The 16,348-nt window shown below is 54.1% G+C and carries 14 protein-coding genes; 6 read left to right on the forward strand and 8 right to left on the reverse strand.

The window, feature by feature from the left end; translation table 11 throughout:
• Position 1: 1 nt before the first annotated feature.
• Complete coding sequence (locus tag AC23NW_RS12970; RefSeq protein WP_487449984.1) at positions 2 to 1,384, reverse strand: sensor histidine kinase; 1,383 nt, start codon at positions 1,382 to 1,384, stop codon at positions 2 to 4.
• Positions 1,381 to 2,058: a response regulator transcription factor gene (locus tag AC23NW_RS12975; RefSeq protein ID WP_487449986.1), complete on the reverse strand. Its 678-nt coding sequence runs from the start codon at positions 2,056 to 2,058 to the stop codon at positions 1,381 to 1,383. Before AC23NW_RS12975 ends, AC23NW_RS12970 begins: the two co-directional genes overlap by 4 nt.
• A 316-nt stretch (positions 2,059 to 2,374) precedes the next feature.
• Between AC23NW_RS12975 and AC23NW_RS12980 the strand changes: the two genes are divergently transcribed.
• The 4 genes from AC23NW_RS12980 to AC23NW_RS12995 all read left to right on the forward strand — a co-directional run bounded on the left by AC23NW_RS12980 (position 2,375) and on the right by AC23NW_RS12995 (position 8,819).
• Positions 2,375 to 3,781, forward strand: coding sequence for a TolC family protein (locus AC23NW_RS12980; RefSeq protein ID WP_487449987.1), 1,407 nt, complete (start codon positions 2,375 to 2,377; stop codon positions 3,779 to 3,781).
• Positions 3,782 to 3,817: 36 nt separating this feature from the next.
• Complete coding sequence (locus AC23NW_RS12985) at positions 3,818 to 7,045, forward strand: efflux RND transporter permease subunit (RefSeq protein ID WP_487449988.1); 3,228 nt, start codon at positions 3,818 to 3,820, stop codon at positions 7,043 to 7,045.
• Positions 7,046 to 7,107: 62 nt separating this feature from the next.
• Entirely contained in the window at positions 7,108 to 8,247 is a 1,140-nt protein-coding gene (locus AC23NW_RS12990) for an efflux RND transporter periplasmic adaptor subunit (RefSeq protein ID WP_487449990.1), read from the forward strand.
• Positions 8,244 to 8,819 (forward strand): hypothetical protein, encoded by a 576-nt coding sequence (locus AC23NW_RS12995; RefSeq protein WP_487449991.1) that lies wholly within the window; start codon positions 8,244 to 8,246, stop codon positions 8,817 to 8,819. The genes AC23NW_RS12990 and AC23NW_RS12995 overlap by 4 nt, the downstream gene beginning before the upstream one ends.
• Before the next feature lie 2 nt (positions 8,820 to 8,821).
• Here the strand turns inward: AC23NW_RS12995 and AC23NW_RS13000 are convergent, their stop codons facing one another.
• Genes AC23NW_RS13000 through AC23NW_RS13015 form a run of 4 tightly spaced genes read right to left on the reverse strand, consistent with a single transcriptional unit; the run spans position 8,822 to position 11,657 of the window.
• Positions 8,822 to 9,457, reverse strand: coding sequence for an NADPH-dependent F420 reductase (locus tag AC23NW_RS13000; protein ID WP_487450038.1), 636 nt, complete (start codon positions 9,455 to 9,457; stop codon positions 8,822 to 8,824).
• 15 nt (positions 9,458 to 9,472) lie between these two features.
• Positions 9,473 to 9,931, reverse strand: coding sequence for a DMT family transporter (locus AC23NW_RS13005; RefSeq protein ID WP_487449992.1), 459 nt, complete (start codon positions 9,929 to 9,931; stop codon positions 9,473 to 9,475).
• A 6-nt stretch (positions 9,932 to 9,937) separates the two neighbouring features.
• A complete protein-coding gene (locus AC23NW_RS13010) occupies positions 9,938 to 10,897 on the reverse strand; it encodes a DUF481 domain-containing protein (RefSeq protein WP_487449994.1) in 960 nt (319 codons plus the stop codon).
• Complete coding sequence (locus AC23NW_RS13015; protein WP_487449995.1) at positions 10,887 to 11,657, reverse strand: type 1 glutamine amidotransferase domain-containing protein; 771 nt, start codon at positions 11,655 to 11,657, stop codon at positions 10,887 to 10,889. Before AC23NW_RS13015 ends, AC23NW_RS13010 begins: the two co-directional genes overlap by 11 nt.
• 138 nt (positions 11,658 to 11,795) lie before the next feature.
• Between AC23NW_RS13015 and AC23NW_RS13020 the strand changes: the two genes are divergently transcribed.
• The gene (locus tag AC23NW_RS13020; protein ID WP_487449997.1) at positions 11,796 to 12,146 is read left to right on the forward strand and encodes a winged helix-turn-helix transcriptional regulator; all 351 of its coding nucleotides are present in this window, start codon (positions 11,796 to 11,798) and stop codon (positions 12,144 to 12,146) included.
• A 191-nt stretch (positions 12,147 to 12,337) separates the two neighbouring features.
• A complete protein-coding gene (locus AC23NW_RS13025; RefSeq protein ID WP_487449998.1) occupies positions 12,338 to 13,438 on the forward strand; it encodes a thioredoxin-like domain-containing protein in 1,101 nt (366 codons plus the stop codon).
• 72 nt (positions 13,439 to 13,510) lie between these two features.
• On the opposite strand, the gene AC23NW_RS13030 is transcribed toward AC23NW_RS13025, so the two are convergent.
• Both AC23NW_RS13030 and AC23NW_RS13035 read right to left on the reverse strand, forming a co-directional pair.
• Positions 13,511 to 14,347, reverse strand: coding sequence for an endonuclease/exonuclease/phosphatase family protein (locus tag AC23NW_RS13030; RefSeq protein ID WP_487449999.1), 837 nt, complete (start codon positions 14,345 to 14,347; stop codon positions 13,511 to 13,513).
• A gap of 223 nt (positions 14,348 to 14,570) precedes the next feature.
• Positions 14,571 to 16,346 (reverse strand): RagB/SusD family nutrient uptake outer membrane protein, encoded by a 1,776-nt coding sequence (locus tag AC23NW_RS13035; RefSeq protein WP_487450001.1) that lies wholly within the window; start codon positions 16,344 to 16,346, stop codon positions 14,571 to 14,573.
• Positions 16,347 to 16,348: the final 2 nt, after the last annotated feature.

Genomic DNA, 16,348 nt, shown 5'->3' on the forward strand with positions numbered 1-16,348 from the left:
GTTACCGCAGACAAATGCGGTGTTCGCCCTCAGCGTACGTATAGGAGATGGTCAGCCCATAACTGTCGCCGATTTGCTTGACGATGGCCAGCCCGAGTCCGATTGAGTTCGTCGGGGCATAATGTTTAGGGGCATTTTCTTCAGTGTTGTTGGTCGTCGTCGTAGAGACGCAATATTTTGCGTCTCCTTCTCCGTCGTTTTCCATACCCTCCTTATCATGGGGTGTAGCTGAGACGCAAGATGTTGCGTCTCTACCTTTTTTGAAACGCTCGAACAGGCGGTCGGGAGCAATGGTGGGGGCAGGGCCGGTGTTGCTGATACACAGCTGATCAGTGGTGGATTCGATGCGGATGAGACCGCCGGTGACGTTGTGTTTGATGGCGTTGGAAACCAGATTACTCAGCAATACGTCGGCCAGTGTGACCGGCAGCATGCGGGGAAAGGTGGCCGTACCTTTGGTAAAGACCCGCAGTTGCTTATGCTGGAGAATCTCCTCCATGTCGTACAGCTTTTCGGTGATCAGTACGTAAAGGTCAACCAGATCGACATCGGCAAACTGGCGGTTTTCGATTTTGGCAAGCAGCAACAACCCCTGATTAAGTTTCGACATCCGGCGCGAGGCGCGGTAAATCTCATCCAGCCAGTAGGACTGGGATTCGGTCAGCGTCTCCGACTGGATCAGTTGTTCGACCCTGGCGTTGATCAGCGCCAGGGGAGTCTGAATTTCGTGGGAAGCATTTTCGGTAAACTCTTTCAGGCTCTGGTAATCCTGATGGAGTTTTTCCGACATTTTCTGCAATACGTCGTTCAGCTCGTTGAACTCCGTAATTTCTTCGGCCGGCAGGTGCAGAGGCGTGCTGCTGCTCAGATCAAATTTCCGGACTTTGGCCAGTGTATTGTAAAACGGCTGCCAGAGCTGACCCGAAAGGCGGCTCTGAAACCAGAACGAGCAGAGGAACAACAGGCTCAGGAATGCCACCATCGAGACCGTAATGACTTCGATGAGCCGGTACGACTGAATGAGCGACTTACGGATCGACACCCGATGCGCCTGTCCGTTGATGCGGGTGTAATAGGTCAGTTCGCGGAAGGGGACCAGTTCATGGTCGTAGCGGTTGAGGATTAAGGTGTCCTTGAAGTCTTCGGTGGGTAAGGCGTTTGTAACCGGTATCACCGAAATTTTATTCTCCACAAAATAACCGCCCTGCCAGCTGTTGTGGGCCTGAATGTAGGCCTCAAAATCCCGTTTTTCGACCAGGAGCCGGCTTTCTACTTCGTCGTAGATAACCAGCTTGATAATGGCATAAAACGCCAGCGCCGTCAGCAGGTAGATACCGACGGAAAAGGAAAGGTAAACGCGGTTAGTTTTGGTCAGTAGTTTCACGAAAGCCCGAATTTATACCCGATCCCGTAAATAGACCTGACGTAATCGGCAGCTCCTTTTTCCACGAGTTTGCGGCGCAGGTTTTTGATGTGCGAATACACCATGTCGAGCGAATCGGCCGAGTCAACGTCGTCGCCCCAGAGGTGTTCGGCAATCGAGGCTTTGGTCAGGGCCACATCAATGTTCGACAGAAAATACAGCAGCAGGTCGTATTCCTTGCGCGACAGGGGTGTTTCGCGGTCATGAATATACACTTTCCTGGCGTTCGGCAGCACCTGTATTTCCTGAAAGCGGATTTCATTATGACCTCCGAAATTGCGGCGGCGGATCAGTGATTTTACCCGTGCATTCAACTCGGAAAGATGAAACGGTTTGGTCAGGTAGTCGTCGGAGCCGATTTCGAGCCCCTTGATTTTATCTTCCAGGGCATTCCGGGCCGAAATAATGATGATGCCGGTGGTTGCTGTCAGTGCCTTCAGGCTTTTGATCAGCGAAAAACCATCACCGCCGGGCAGAGTCAGATCCACCACCACGCAGTCATATCGGTAGAGGTAAATTTTCTCTTCGGCCTCGGCATAGGTGCCCGCAATTTCGCAGATAAACCCTTCCTTCGTCAGATAAGCAGACACGCTTTCGGCCAGCCCCCGTTCATCTTCAACAACCAGCATTTTCATAACAGTGTAACAGCGAATTTGGGAGGAGACGCAAGATTTTGCGTCTCTACGGAGTAACGAAAGTAGGCATCAATTCTGGAAACAATCTGGAATATCCCCCAAATTCCCCGCACCCGCCCTTCTTTTTAGGAGCCTTCTGTCAGCATTATGAAATTGGCGTAGTTTCCGGAATTTTATAGGGCTGAAGCGGAAATTACATCTGGATTTACAGATTCCGGTTCAGGATTCCCAAATGTTTCCAGAATTGCCCCATTTTTTTGCAGGTACAACCTGAATGCAGTTGTTGCCTGTTATGCTCTGTTTTGAAAAACTATTGATGAATACACATGCCGCCAGCCATCGGCCCAGACTGTGGGTGGGCTGGCTGGCGGCGTTCTGTATGGCACCGTTTACCCCCGTGGCGGGGCAGTCCGTTGCGTTACCGCAGGTACTGGATCAGGCCACACAGCAGTATCCGTTTCTGAAAGCCAAGCAGGCGGAGGTCAGCAGCGCGCAGCGCCGGTTGCAGGCCAGTAAAACGGACCTGCTGCCGGTGGTGATAGTGCAGGACCAGTATACCTATTCCACGAACAACAGCCTGAGTGGTTCGTTTTTCCCGAATGAGGGGACGAACATTTCGACCTCGGGCGGCATACGGCCGGAAAACATCCATCAGGGGGTTTTCGGCAGCTTTACCTCGGCCGTGATTGAGTGGCGGGCGGTTACATTCGGGCGGGTAAAAGCCACGATCAACGCTGCACAGGCTGATGTGAACCGCTCTCAGGCCGACCTCGACAATGAGCTTTTCCAGCACCGGATCCGGACCATTGATGCCTACCTGCTACTGCTGATTCAGCAGAAACTCGTCGCTATACAACGGGCAAACCTCGAACGGGCGCAGACCTTCAAACGCACCGTTGATGCCGGTGTGCGTTCCGGAATGCGGGCCGGTGTCGACAGCGCCCTCGCTACCGCCGAACTGACCCGCGCCCAACTGCTTCTGCTCGAAAGCCGGCAACGGGCCCGCGTGCAGCGCCTGCGCCTGTCGGAGCTGACAGGGACGGTTCAGGACAGCATGCAGGTCGATAGCATGCGGTTCTACACCGCGCTGCCGGTCCTGTCGGCCAATACGGCCAATGCTTTTCTGAACAATCCGTCGCTTCGTTTTTTTCAGTCCCAGATGGATGCCGCCCAGGCCCGTAGTCTCGCCGTACAGCGGTCGGGGATGCCGGTTATTTCGCTGGTCGGGGCGGGCTGGGCACGCGGATCGGGCGTGGCGAACAACGGCGACGCCTACCGCACCGATCTGGTCAGCGGGATTTCGTATCAGGTGTCTAACTACCTGCTGGGCGTGGTGGCCCGCTGGAACCTGACGGGTATGCTACGTGCCCGGCAGGATGTCAGGGGCGAACAGTTTCAGGTCGAACGCTTCCGGCAGCTGTACAACGACCAGCAGCTGCGGCTGAACCGACAGAGCCGCGAAGCCGATACCCAGTATGAAGTAGCGCTCGAACAGGCGCGGCTGGCGCCCGTTCAGCTGGGAGCGGCCCGCAAGGCCTACGAACAGGCCCGTGCGCGCTACGGCAACGGCCTCACCGACCTGCCCACGCTGGTGCAGAGTTTCGTTACGCTGAATCGCGCCGAAGTCGACTGGTACGTGGCCAACAGCAATGCGTGGCGCGCGCTGCTGCTCAAAGCGGCCGCCGAAGGGGATCTGCCGCTTTTCATGAATCAGGTAAACTAAGGCCGTTCCGGGCCATAACCAACATCACGCAAGACTATGTATCAACTCATTCGCTCTGCGCTCCGAAAGCCGATTTCGGTGCTGGTGGCTGTTATCGGTATCCTGTTTTTCTCTATCATGTCGCTCCGGACCATTCCGGTCGATATTTTTCCGGGCCTGAACCTGCCGACCATCTATGTGGTGCAGCCCTACGGTGGGATGGCCCCCGATCAGATGGACGGCTTCATTGCGACGCGGTATCAGGATCACTTTCTCTACGTGTCGGGTATCCGCGATGTGGAGGTGAAAACTATTCAGGGGCTGTCGCTGATCCGGCTTCAGTTCTATCCCGGCACCGACATGGCCCAGGCGGCGGCGGAGGTCGCCAACAACGTGTCACGGGCCAAGGCGTATATGCCCGAAGGAACGGTGCCGCCGCAGGTGGTCCGGTTCGATGCCAGTTCGGTACCGGTCGGGCAGCTGGTGTTTGAAAGCCAGACCCGCTCACTCAATGAAATTCAGGACTTTGCATCGTCGCGGGTGCGGCCGATGTTCTCGCGCATCGAAGGTGTCTCCAGCCCGCCACCGTTCGGCGGAAACCAGCGGACGGTCGTCATCAAGGTTGATCCGCAGCTGGTCCGGAGCTACAAACTGACACCCGAAGAAGTTATCAAGGCCATTGTATCCAACAACCAGCCCTCGCCGGCGGGCAATATCCGGATTGGTGACCGGGCGCTGATGACGCCGGTAAACTCGCTGGTACGGCGTCCCGAAGACTTTCTGAACATTCCGATCCGGACCGGCGCCGGTCCGACCGTGTTTGTCCGTGACATCGGTACGGTCGAAGACGGCGCCGATATTACCGTGAGCTATGCGCTCGTCAACGGCCGGCGGGCGGTGTATATTCCGGTGGTGAAAAAGGCCGATGCCTCGACGCTGGATGTGGTTAACAACATCCGCAAGGCCATGCCGGAGTTGCAGAATGCGGTACCCGAAGACGTGAAGATTTCGTATGAGTTTGACCAGTCGGTTTATGTGACCAATGCGCTGAAAAGTCTCGTAACGGAGGGTATTCTCGGAGCTGTGCTGACGGGGCTGATGGTACTGCTGTTCCTGCGCGACTGGCGGAGTGTGATCATTGTCGTGCTGACCATTCCGATTTCGGTCCTGTCGGCAGTGCTGCTGCTCAACCTTTTCGGGCAGACCATCAACATCATGACCTTGTCTGGACTGGCACTGGCGATCGGTATCCTGGTCGATGAATCGACGGTGACGATTGAAAACATCCACCAGCACATGGGTATGCACAAAACGAAGGCGGTGGCCATCTGGGATGCCTGTAAGGAAATTGCGTTTCCGAAAGTGCTGATTCTGTTGTGTATTCTGGCCGTATTTGCACCGGCAATGGTCATGACGGGCGTGCCGAGATCCATGTTTCTGCCGCTGTCGCTGTCGGTCGGTTTTGCCATGATCGCGTCGTTCCTGCTGTCGCAGACCATTGTTCCGGTATTGTCGAACTGGTTGCTGAAAACCCATCACGGCCACGAACCGGCCACGCTGGCACTCGATCCGGAGGAGGAAGCGATGATGATCGACGACGACCTGCATCCGGTTCCGCATGCCACGGGATTCGAACGCTTTAAACAACGGTATACCGCAACGCTGCGCCGCCTGATGAAACGCCGTACATTGGCCGTAACGGGCTATTTTGTCGTCAGCCTGGCCATCATTGCCGTATGCTTCCAGCTGATCGGAACCGATATTCTGCCGCATGCCAACAGCCATCAGTTTCAGATGCGGCTGCGGGTACCCGACGGCACGCGGGTAGAACGGACTGAAAAAGCCACGCTGAAAGTCCTCGACATCATCAAGTCAGAAGCCGGGGCGGATAATGTAGCGATTTCATCGGCGTTTGTCGGCAACGTTCCCTCCAGTTACGGAACCTCGAACATTTTCGTCTTCAACAGCGGTCCGCACGAAGCCGTATTACAGGTCTCGCTGAAGGAAGAGCACGCCGTAAATATGGATGCGTTCAAAGAGGCATTGCGGGCCCGGATTGCACAACAGATGCCGGATACGCGGGTTTCCTTCGAGCCGATTGAACTCGTAGACAAGATCATGAGCCAGGGCGCGTCGACGCCGGTTGAAATCACCGTAGCATCGAAAGACCTGAAAGAAGCCGGCCGGTTTGCACGGCAGATTGAGGCACGGATGAAGGCCCTCACGTTTTTGCGGGATGTGCAGATTGCCCAGCCGCTGTCGTATCCGATTCTCCGGATCAATATGGACCGCGAGCGGGCCGGTCAGCTGGGCGTAACCTCTACGCAGGTGGCAAGGTCAATGGTGGCCGCTACCTCATCCAGCCGCTTTACCGACAAAAACCTGTGGCTCGACGATGCAAAAGGATTGGCCTATCAGGTGCAGGTGCAGATTCCGGAGTACGAAATGACCTCGGTCGAAGACATCGGCAACATTCCGCTGCGGTCGGGCACCATGCGGCCGGTACTGTCGGATGTGGCGACTTTCTCGGAAGAAACCACGCCGGGGCAATACGACCGCTCAGGCCCGAACCGGCTGGTAACGATTACGGCAAACCTCCATGAAGTTGATCTGGGTACAGCTACCAAAGCGGTGCAGCAGGCAATCCGGGAGGCCGGCGATCCGCCACGGGGCGTACTTGTCGAAATGCGGGGGCAAACCAAACTCCTGACCGATACGCTGAGCAGCCTGCAGATGGGGCTACTGGTCGCTATTGTGATTATCTTCCTGTTGCTCAGTGCTAACTACCAGTCATTTAAGCTGGCGCTGGTCATTCTGTCGGCTATTCCGGCGGTAGTGGCCGGGGCGTTGCTGATGCTGCTGGCCTGCGGGGCCTCCCTGAACCTGCAATCGTACATGGGGCTGATTATGTCGGTCGGCGTTTCGGTGGCTAACGCCATTCTGATGGTGACCAATGCCGAAAACCTGCGGGTCACCCTGGGCGACGGCCGGCGTGCCGTGCTGATGGCGGCCAACAGCCGGATCCGCCCGATTCTGATGACGAGTATTGCCATGATTGCCGGTATGCTGCCGATGGCGTCGGGCCTCGGCGAAGGCGGTGACCAGATTGCCCCGCTCGGGCAGGCCGTTATCGGCGGACTGGTGGCGTCGACGATTGCCGCGCTGCTCATTTTACCTTGTGTATTCACGCAGTTCCAGGCCAACGCCCCGGTGCAGTCGGTTTCGCTTGATCCGGAAGATCCTGAGAGTAAATACTACGACGAACAAACCGTCTTAACGGCATAATCATGACCCGCTTAACAACTTATCAATCGACAAAGGCCAACAGCGGCCGTATACGTTCAGGTATGAAACGATTCAGTGGCTTATTGGGGATTATGCCGGTGATAGCCGGTGTAGTGTCCTGTACATCAGCCGTCAGTGAAAAAAAAGATGCAGCTAAAGAACCGGTTATACAGGCGGTCGAAATTGCCGAAGTCCGTGAGCTGCAGCCGCGTAAACAGGTCGTGCTGCCGGGCGAGCTGAAGCCCTGGAACCGTGTAAACCTCTATGCTAAAGTAAAAGGCTACATCAACGACATACGCGTTGACCGGGGCACTTGGGTACGCAAAGGCCAGGTGCTGGCGCGGCTGGAAGCGCCCGAAGTGCTGGCCGAAATCAGCCAGGCGAAGGCCGAAATTGAAGCCCGTGAAGCGTCACTGGTGGAGCAGTTGTCGCGGTACCGCGCCAGCAAGGCCACGTATCACCGGCTTCAGCTGACCAGTAAAACAGAAGGCGCCGTGTCGCTCAACGAACTGGATCAGGCGGAGGCCCGCATGCAGGCCGACAGCGCGATGGTGGTGGCTGTCCGCGGCAATATCCAGTCGGCGCGTTCCAACTGGCAGGCCAAATCACAGCTGGCCGGTTACCTGACGATTGTGGCGCCGTTCGACGGGGTGATCATTGAGCGGAACATCAGTCCCGGTGCACTGGTCGGAGCGGGCGAAGCCGGAAAGCCGTTGTTTATTTTGGAAGACAGCCGGACGCTGCGGCTGACCGTGGCCGTTCCGGAGGCGTATGCCAATCAGCTGCCGGCCAACAGTACCGTGTCGTTTGGGGTCAATGCCATACCGGAGCGGGTGTTTACCGCAAAGCTGTCCCGCAGTGCCCGCAGTCTGGTCGAGGAAAACAGGGCGATGATGGCCGAATTTGATGTCAGTAATCAGGCGCAGGAATTGAAAGCCGGGATGTATGCCGAAGTACGGATGCCTGTCGAGCGGTCGGTGAAAACGATGTTTGTTCCGAAAACAGCGGTGGTGAGCTCAAGCGAAAAGGTATTTGTGATCCGCGTGCAGGACGACAAAGCCATCTGGGTACCGGTCGAAAAAGGAAGTGTGGTGGATAGCCTCGTGGAGGTATTCGGCGATCTGCATACGGGTGAGCCCATTGTCAAAAGAGCCTCGGAAGAGCTGCGCGATGGTCAGGCCATAACCAGCAAGAAAAAGTGAGACAACAAAACCAATGGGCGCCGGCGCTGCTGGTGTGGGCGGGGCTGCTCCTGACAGGTCAGGGATGCCGCCCTGCCGCCCCGGCGCTGACGATGATTAACCGCCACAAAACCGGTATTATCAGCGACGGCGGACCGGTGCGGTCGGTGGTCTACCGCGAACGCACAGGTTTGGTCCGCATCGTGGATACAAGCGGGCGGGCGGCCCTGGTTTCGCCCCTGCAGGTCTGGGGGTACCGGCATGCGGGCGGGAAAACGTACCGGCTTTATCAAGGGTCATTTTATGAAGTACTGGAACAGGCTGATGTCTGCGTGTACACCATTCAGGAATTCGGCGAGGCCGCGAAGGATTACTACTATTTCAGCCGTACGCCCCACGGCGATATCCTGACCCTGACCCGTAAAAACCTTCAGGCGGCCTTTCACGACGAACCGTGTATGCTGGCTTTTATCGCCCGTTCCCGCCCGTCGGAGTGGTTGGCAGTGCAGGGGGCAGAGCGGGCAGGCGGTAAGGGGCATATGGGGATTGTAAACGCTTTTCGCGGCTGTACGGTCGCACAGACAGGCATGTAACCTCAGCGTTTGACTACCTTGAACGCTATGTCCCGTCCTTTTCCCTGAAAAATCGCCAGGTTGATCCAGTTCAGGGCCAGCTGCTCGATGAGGTTGAATTTGTCGTTACCGCCCAGATCGTGGCACTCCGCAAAGCCGGTTTCCGCAGCCAGTTGAATCGCGATAGCCTTGCCATGCCGGCTGTCCCCTGCAACAAACATATCAGCAGCCTGGTTGCCATACTGTGGGTTGAGCAGGTTTTCAAAACCGGTCGTATTAAAACACTTCACCACATCGGGGGTAGCGGTGTGGGCCAGAATGGCGTCGGCCGTATTACTAAAACCGGCTGGCCCCATACCGCGTACCACGTTCATGGTATCAATAATAATTTTTCCTGTGGTGTCGCCCAGTTCCTGCGTTACCTCAATAGCTTTCATTGCAGGTGTTGCCAGCACAATAACTCCGGCCTGTGCAACGGCCTGAGCGGGGGTAGTAAAGCGGTCTTCTCCTATTTTAGCGGCAAGTTGAACCGATTTCTCTGACAGCGGAAAACGCACTCCGACGAGTACGGTATGTCCGGCCCGGATGAAGCATTGTGCCAGTGCGCCGCCAACGTTGCCCGAACCAATAATAGCAATGATCATGGTAAATTTGTGAATGTTAACCGAATGAAATTAATATTTACGGATAATATAAACGCCTGCAATCAGTAAACCTACGCCAACCAGACGCTGCCAGTTGATGGGGTGAAGCGTGGCGTTTAGCAGCCCGAACTGATCAATCAGCATGGCCGCCAGTACTTGCCCCAGTAGAACCATAATGGTTACATTGCCGATACCTAATCTGGGTGCACAAATCACTATCAGCAAAATATAGATTCCACCCATAACTCCGCCCAGATAACTCCAGCGGGGAGCTTCCGCAAACTGTTGTATCGTCGGGACGGATTGCTGCGAGAGTAGGTTGTAGATAACCAGCCCGATCGCCGCCACCACAAACACCGACAGCGCCGAGTAGTAGGGACTTTGCAAGCTACGGCCCAGCTGGCTGTTCATCGCGCTCTGGAAGGGAATCATTCCGCCCGCCAGCAAGGCAAGGGCCAGGAAAAGGAGTTGGTTATCAGATGCTTTCATATTGTTTCAGTGTTGATGACGGTGAAGCCTGCGTAGTGCATACGACAGACCCGCCGTCAGGATTTTATCACCCGGCTTATTGTTAGTAATCACAACATTTTCATGGGTACAGGTATACATCGCATTGAACGAGAGTCCACGCCAGAGAGGAAAATCAAACCCGATGTCGTATTGCCAGCGGTAGTTTTTTGTATCTGAAAAAGCTGGCTGAAAGTAGGCATCGTAGTAAAGCCGCAAGCGATTGTTCAGCAGGTAATGCCAGCCGCCCAGCCAGGTACTTGCCCGCCAGAGGGTAATGTTCTCCAAGCCGTTATACCGGCTTTTGTTATAAACCGAAGCCGTAAAGTGTGTCGTTTCATAGACTGTTCCGCCCGCAAGTTTCAGTGAATGTCCGGGTCTACGGGTAATTTGCAGGGTTGCGCCTGCCCCGACAAAATATCTGAGGTCAATTTTCCGGCGATAGTTGGTAGATACATAAGCGATACCAAACGGATAAACGAGTCGTTCGGGCCGGTAATACAGATAATTCCGGCTAAACAGATCATTATCTGCCTTTTTTGTGTAAAACGCCTGATACAGACTCGAGTTCTGTGATTTCAACGCCCATGATCTGCCCTTGAAAACCACTACGTCCAGCTTACCCCGGAGAGTAGTTACTTCGACATTACCCTGCTGAAAATTGCCCGTTAAGGATGCGCGGAGCTGAAGCTTTGCCGTATCACTTTCGTTGAGCTGTGCGAGTGCAGAAGACCTGATCAGACAGAGCAAAAGGAAAACAGCGTACCAATACTTTCGTACATATTTACCGGCATTTTCAGCATACAGTTCTCCGCCGGTCTTTTCATCCGGGCAGACCCGCCAGTTTCCGGTTGCCAGCCGGTCTGGCAACCGGAAATAATTATAAAAGCTATTCTGCATGGTAAAGTGGCAGGTATCAGGTGTCTGAAACGAGATTTTACTCGCCAAGTGCCTCGATAATGGCTTTGGCCGTTTCGGCACCCGAGAAATTTTGCTGGCCTGTGATCAGATTACCGTCGCGGATGGCAAAGCCCCGCCATAACCCTGCCTGAACGAAGTTGGCGCCGATTTGCTTCAGCTCATCCTCAATGCGCCACGGCATTACATGTTTGTCGCGCGGGAGCAAGCCATATTCCCACACAGCATTGTCGGCAAAATCTTCTTCCACATTCGCAAAACCCGTAACCGTTTTACCTTTTGCCAGGTATTCGCCGTTGCTCAGCCGGGCATAGCGCAGAATAGCCGTTCCGTGGCACAGAGCCGAGGTAACTTTACCACTTTCGTAGAATTCGACGAACTTCTGTTGTAACTCCGTCGCGTGCCCGAAGGTAAACATGGGTGCCTGGCCACCTGCAATAACCAGCGCATCGAACTCGCTGACATTTAGTTCGTTTACAGGTTTAGTGTTATCAATGAGTGCCCGGAGTTTTTCGGTATGAATGAAGCCTTGTGTAATAAGATCGGTTGATGAATAGCCGCTGGCGTCATTAGGGTCGCTCATGGCGTCGGGTTCACATGTACCACCGTCCGGGCTGAATATGCCCACCTCGTATCCTTTTTCGGCAAACTCATAATGGGGGTGTGTCAGTTCGCTCCACCAGAAGCCGACGGGCCAGCCGGTTGTAGTAGAAACAGCCGGATTTGAAATGACAATGGCCACGCGCTTTGGCCGCTTCGTGTTTACCAGGTTGGGATCTTTGAGACTCATATTTGTCAGTTGTTTAATTGTCAGTAGTGTTTATTGACGTTGACAAAAGTAGAGCCTGTGTGTACCTTTGTAAATATATGTACGATGAAGTGTGATACTCTCCTTTTAGAGAGTGTCAGTTAATCAGCTAATTGGCTCATGCCTGATTTTTTACACAATGGTAAGCTCTACTATAATCCGGTAGAGTTTGCGATGGACCACATTGGCGGGACCTGGAAGATGCCTATTCTATGGCGCCTTAACAAGCAGGTTATGCGCTACAGCGAATTAAAAAGGTACCTGCCACATATCAGTCATAAAATGCTGACGACTCAGCTTCGGGAGCTGGAAGAACACGGGTTTGTTATCCGGACGGTGTTTCCGGTAGTGCCTCCCCATGTAGAGTACACGATTACCGATAAGGGGCGTCGGGTTATTCCGGTGATTGAAACAATCCGGCAGTTTGGCCGGGAATTGATGAACGAGTATGGTATTGTAGAGAAAAGCTGATACGGTGAGCGCAATTTGTACAGTAGCGCAGACAAATCTGTAAACGGAGTGCTATTCCGTCTTATACGGCAAAGAAGAGTGCAAAACAGAGCGGGCCGCTGGTCCGCTTTTTTTATGGGTTCATACCAATTGGTTTGTGGAATGGACTGCCTGTCTGCATCTTATCTGCTCAACCATTAAACACACTAATTATGAGCTTCCTGTCCAAACCACTTCTCCTTTTTCTCTGCCTTATTACCTTAGCTGGCTGCGAACAGAAACCAAAAACCATTTCCGTAAAAGGGAAGATTCCCGGATTGCCGGACGGAAAAGTGCTGCTGCATGAGCCGTTCAAAAATAACAACTATGACTCCACTACCTCCCGGAACGGTGAGTTTGCCTTTATACTGTCCACCGAAACGTATCCGGAACCCATTCCCGTTTCCATCCGGCACATTGCGGCCGATGGCCAGATCAGGGATTTCGCGTACCGTGCCCCGAAGTCGCATGGACAGGATAACTGGGTCTATAGCGATTTTATGCTGGAAGACGAGACGTACATTAATAAAAAACCTGAAGATGAAATGAAGGTGCCTGACGGCAGGATATTATGGCAATTCGATACTACGATACACCTGGGCAAACAAACATTACTAAAGTATAAAGACAAACAAGCATTGTATGAAACCCGCAACATCGCAAAGCTGAAGCAGCAGATTGAGGCAGATCCGTATGCATTTCACTACCTGTACACCCTGAAAGAACGGATATGGGGCTTTTCGGATGCGCAGTTTAAGACGTTGTTTGCGGCCTTTGATAAAGAGGTGCAGGACAGCAAAACCGGTAAGGAACTGCTGCATTTCGTGGAAACCCGTTCATCAAAAAAGCTTAATCATACCACCGAACTGTTCGGGCTGGACGGCAGGAAAACACCGGTACTCGAAAAAGACACCAAATACACCATCGTGATTCTCTGGGCCTACTGGTGCGGGCCGTGCCGCGCTGAGATTCCGACGCTCAAAACCATTAATACGCGCTTTGCCGGAAAACCACAGGTCGATATGGTGTCGGTCACGGTTGATGCTGATGAGGCGAAGTGGAAACAGGCGCTCGCTGCTGAAAAGATGCCCTGGAAGCAGCTCCGCATTACGCCTGATGCCGAACTGTATATGCATGAGCTCTTCAGTTATACCAATGCCATCCCGGTCGTGATTCTGGTGGATCAGCAGGGTAAATTACTGAAGCGGATTGAGGGCTCCGACAAGAAGGCACTGCTCGATATGGCGGATTATATTGCGCAGCAGGGTGTCTAGCCTGCCTGAATGCAGGGCATAAAAAAGCGGCTGCTCCCGGATCGGGGCAGCCGCTTTTGCTGTCTGACGGAATTACTCAATAACGGCTTTGATCACCACCGGCTGGTGATCGGATGGATATCGTTGTTCGTTGGCGTCGGTGAGGACACCGTATTTCAGCACCTTTACATTTTTACTTACAAAAATATAGTCGATCCGGTTTTTCATCGGCGCGTCGAACTTAAAGCTGTTGAAGGTACCGTCCGGTCCGTATGGCGGCATCACCGACACCAGTTTCGAGTCGCTCAGCAATGTCTGGATCGTTTTGATCTGTTCCGTTTCCGGGGTCGAGTTAAAGTCACCGGCCAGAATCGTGGTGGCGTTGCCGGCGATTTCTTTCATCTTTTTCACCATCAGATGGCCCGACTGGCGGCGCGCTTCGACGCCTTGATGGTCGAAATGCACGCTGAAAAAGAAGAACTCTTTTTTGGTGATCAGATCCTGAAACTTACCCCACGAACAAATCCGGTTACAGCAGGTCGCATCCCAGCCTTTGCCTGGTTTGTCGGGTGTTTCGCTCAGCCAGAAGTTGCCTGATTTCAGGAGTTTAAACCGGTCTTTGCGGTAGAAAATTGCCGAGTGTTCACCCGCCTCTTTCCCGTCGTCGCGGCCGGCCCCGAAAAAGGTGTATTCCGGCATTTCGGCCAGATCATTCAGCTGCCCGCGCAGGCCCTCCTGGGTGCCGAAAATATCCCATTCGTGGTACCGGACCAGTGCCTTAACGTTTTCTTTCCGGTTTGGCCAGGCATTCGGTCCGTCGTTCGGTGTATTATACCGCAGGTTATAGCTGGCGATATTGATCGGGGTATTTTTCTGCGCAAATGCCACCTGAGTCAGCATGAGGCAAAGCGCTAAAAAGAATTTTTTCATAGAGTACTGAAAAATAAAAGGAAAGGTAAAGCGCCACGTCGGACATGGCGCCGGTTTACCAGGAAAAGACAAAACAACCCTAAATCAACTCATCGGAATCTGTATAAATTGATGGGTCTTCATTCCGGCGGTTCCGGGTTGCTGATGGTTCTGATAGTTGCTGGTTGTATTGCAACTCAGAACCATCAGTAACCATCAGAACCACCGGCAATTCAAACAGGTGTTACTCCCATCCCGGATTCTGGCCGAGTTTCGGGTTCATGAGGCGGTCTGTTTCGGGGATCGGGTAGAGGTAGTGTTTTTCCTCCCATTTCCGCGGAATATTGGTCAGCCACGTCAGTTCGCCGTAGGTATCGTTCTTGAGGCGCTGCGGGTTCGGCACCCCATTGATCGTTTCGGCGACGTTGATGTAGGTCACACCAGCCAGCTGGGTAGCAGGTTTTACCTTATAGAACACCACGTCATTCTTGCCGTCTTCGTTCAGGTCGAGCGGTTTGTCGAGGGCCGGTACGTAGAAACCGTTCCAGGTCTGTTCCATCAGCTGGCCACGGTTCCAGCGAACGATGTCGTAGAACCGGAATCCTTCCAGGACCAGCTCAATGCCCCGTTCGCGCCGGATTTCCATCAGTGATGGATCGCCTGTTTCCGGGAAGTAGTTGGCTTTCATGTACGGATCGACCACGGTTGGCTTTGTTGTCAGGCCGGCTGTAATGCCTGCCCGCTTCCGCAGCGTCCCGACTGTTTTTGTCCAGTCGTCGTTAGTAAGGGTACCCAGTTCTGCTTTTGCTTCGGCGTAGTTCAGCAGGATTTCGGCGTAGCGCATCATCGCAATCGAGTTATCGTTCCGCGAACCGCCGTCATAGTACGTATCGTCCAGCGACCACTTGATCGGCATGTAGCCCGTGTAAGTGTAGGAAAACACCGGCGGTCCCGGTTCGGTCGCGCCCCCGTTGATTCGGGTATAGTTGCCCATCCGGATGGTCTGCTGAAGGCGTTTGTCGCGGTTTTTAACCTCGTCCATGAACGTCATGGTTTCGTAGCCCGGCTTGCCGGTAAACGGCGTGCCGTCGATGTTCAGGTAGGTATTGATAAACGTGCGGATGAAACTGACGCGGGCTCCGTAGGTCGCGCTGGTCCACCACCAGTTGGCATCGTTGTAGACGCTCAGTGCCGGATCTACTACCGCCGACAGCATGACCTCATTGGTCACCGGCGTTTTGTTAATAAACAGCTGCCGGTACGACTTATCCGTACCGCCCGTTTCGTTCAGGCTGAAACCGCCTTCGGTCATTACGGTCGTGGCCGACGAGACCGCTTCGTTCAGCCATTTCTCGGCCGTACTGCCCAGATTATAGCTTTTGTGGTAACGGCGGAACGTGCCTTCGAACAGACAAACCCGCGATTTGAAGCCCAGGGCAACATATTTCGTGATCAGACTGCGGCTGTTGTCGGTTGTTGTCCGGATGTTTTGCGTAGCATAGTTCAGATCGGCCAATACGGAGTCCATCACCAAAGTGCGCGGGTCGCGGCCGTTAAACAGGGCCGGATCCGTTACGTTCATCGGGGTGTTGATCCAGGGCACATCGCCGAAGCGTTTTACCTTGTCGAAGTAAAAATACGCCCTGAAAAAGCGCGCCAGCCCGTTGTAATGGCGGCGGATCTCAACCGGTACCGCGGGGTTGGTGTTGTTGGCGATAAAATAGTTGATATTCCGCAGGGCCGTCCACGACCAGCCCGAGCTCTGACGCGGACCGAACGCGCCTTCCCGCAGGAAATCAGGCACCTGCGTCCGCGCAGCATAGTCGGCCATGGCGTCGCTCTGGTGAATGTCGCTGGCTCCCGGCAGGTTATCGTAAAATGAGTTGGCGTATAAGTCCAGACCCTTCTCGCTGCCGAACACCGCATCGCGGGAAGCCGTTGCTTCAGGAACCTGGTTTAAGTCGTTACACCCCGCCAGCAACAGGCCGGCAAATAACAGGGTGAAAGAATATTTTTTCATGA

The sequence above is a fragment of the Arsenicibacter sp. R0_47 genome, from assembly GCF_057652235.1.

Bases quoted from the DNA above. Each gene is read 5' to 3' on its own strand.
- AC23NW_RS12975 (WP_487449986.1), bottom strand. From the start codon at position 2,058: ATGAAAATGCTGGTTGTTGAAGATGAACGGGGGCTGGCCGAAAGCGTG.
- AC23NW_RS12980 (WP_487449987.1), top strand. From the start codon at position 2,375: ATGAATACACATGCCGCCAGCCATCGGCCCAGACTGTGGGTGGGCTGG.
- AC23NW_RS12985 (WP_487449988.1), top strand. From the start codon at position 3,818: ATGTATCAACTCATTCGCTCTGCGCTCCGAAAGCCGATTTCGGTGCTG.
- AC23NW_RS12990 (WP_487449990.1), top strand. From the start codon at position 7,108: ATGAAACGATTCAGTGGCTTATTGGGGATTATGCCGGTGATAGCCGGT.
- AC23NW_RS13005 (WP_487449992.1), bottom strand. From the start codon at position 9,931: ATGAAAGCATCTGATAACCAACTCCTTTTCCTGGCCCTTGCCTTGCTG.
- AC23NW_RS13015 (WP_487449995.1), bottom strand. From the start codon at position 11,657: ATGAGTCTCAAAGATCCCAACCTGGTAAACACGAAGCGGCCAAAGCGC.
- AC23NW_RS13020 (WP_487449997.1), top strand. From the start codon at position 11,796: ATGCCTGATTTTTTACACAATGGTAAGCTCTACTATAATCCGGTAGAG.
- AC23NW_RS13025 (WP_487449998.1), top strand. From the start codon at position 12,338: ATGAGCTTCCTGTCCAAACCACTTCTCCTTTTTCTCTGCCTTATTACC.
- AC23NW_RS13030 (WP_487449999.1), bottom strand. From the start codon at position 14,347: ATGAAAAAATTCTTTTTAGCGCTTTGCCTCATGCTGACTCAGGTGGCA.
- AC23NW_RS13035 (WP_487450001.1), bottom strand. From the start codon at position 16,346: ATGAAAAAATATTCTTTCACCCTGTTATTTGCCGGCCTGTTGCTGGCG.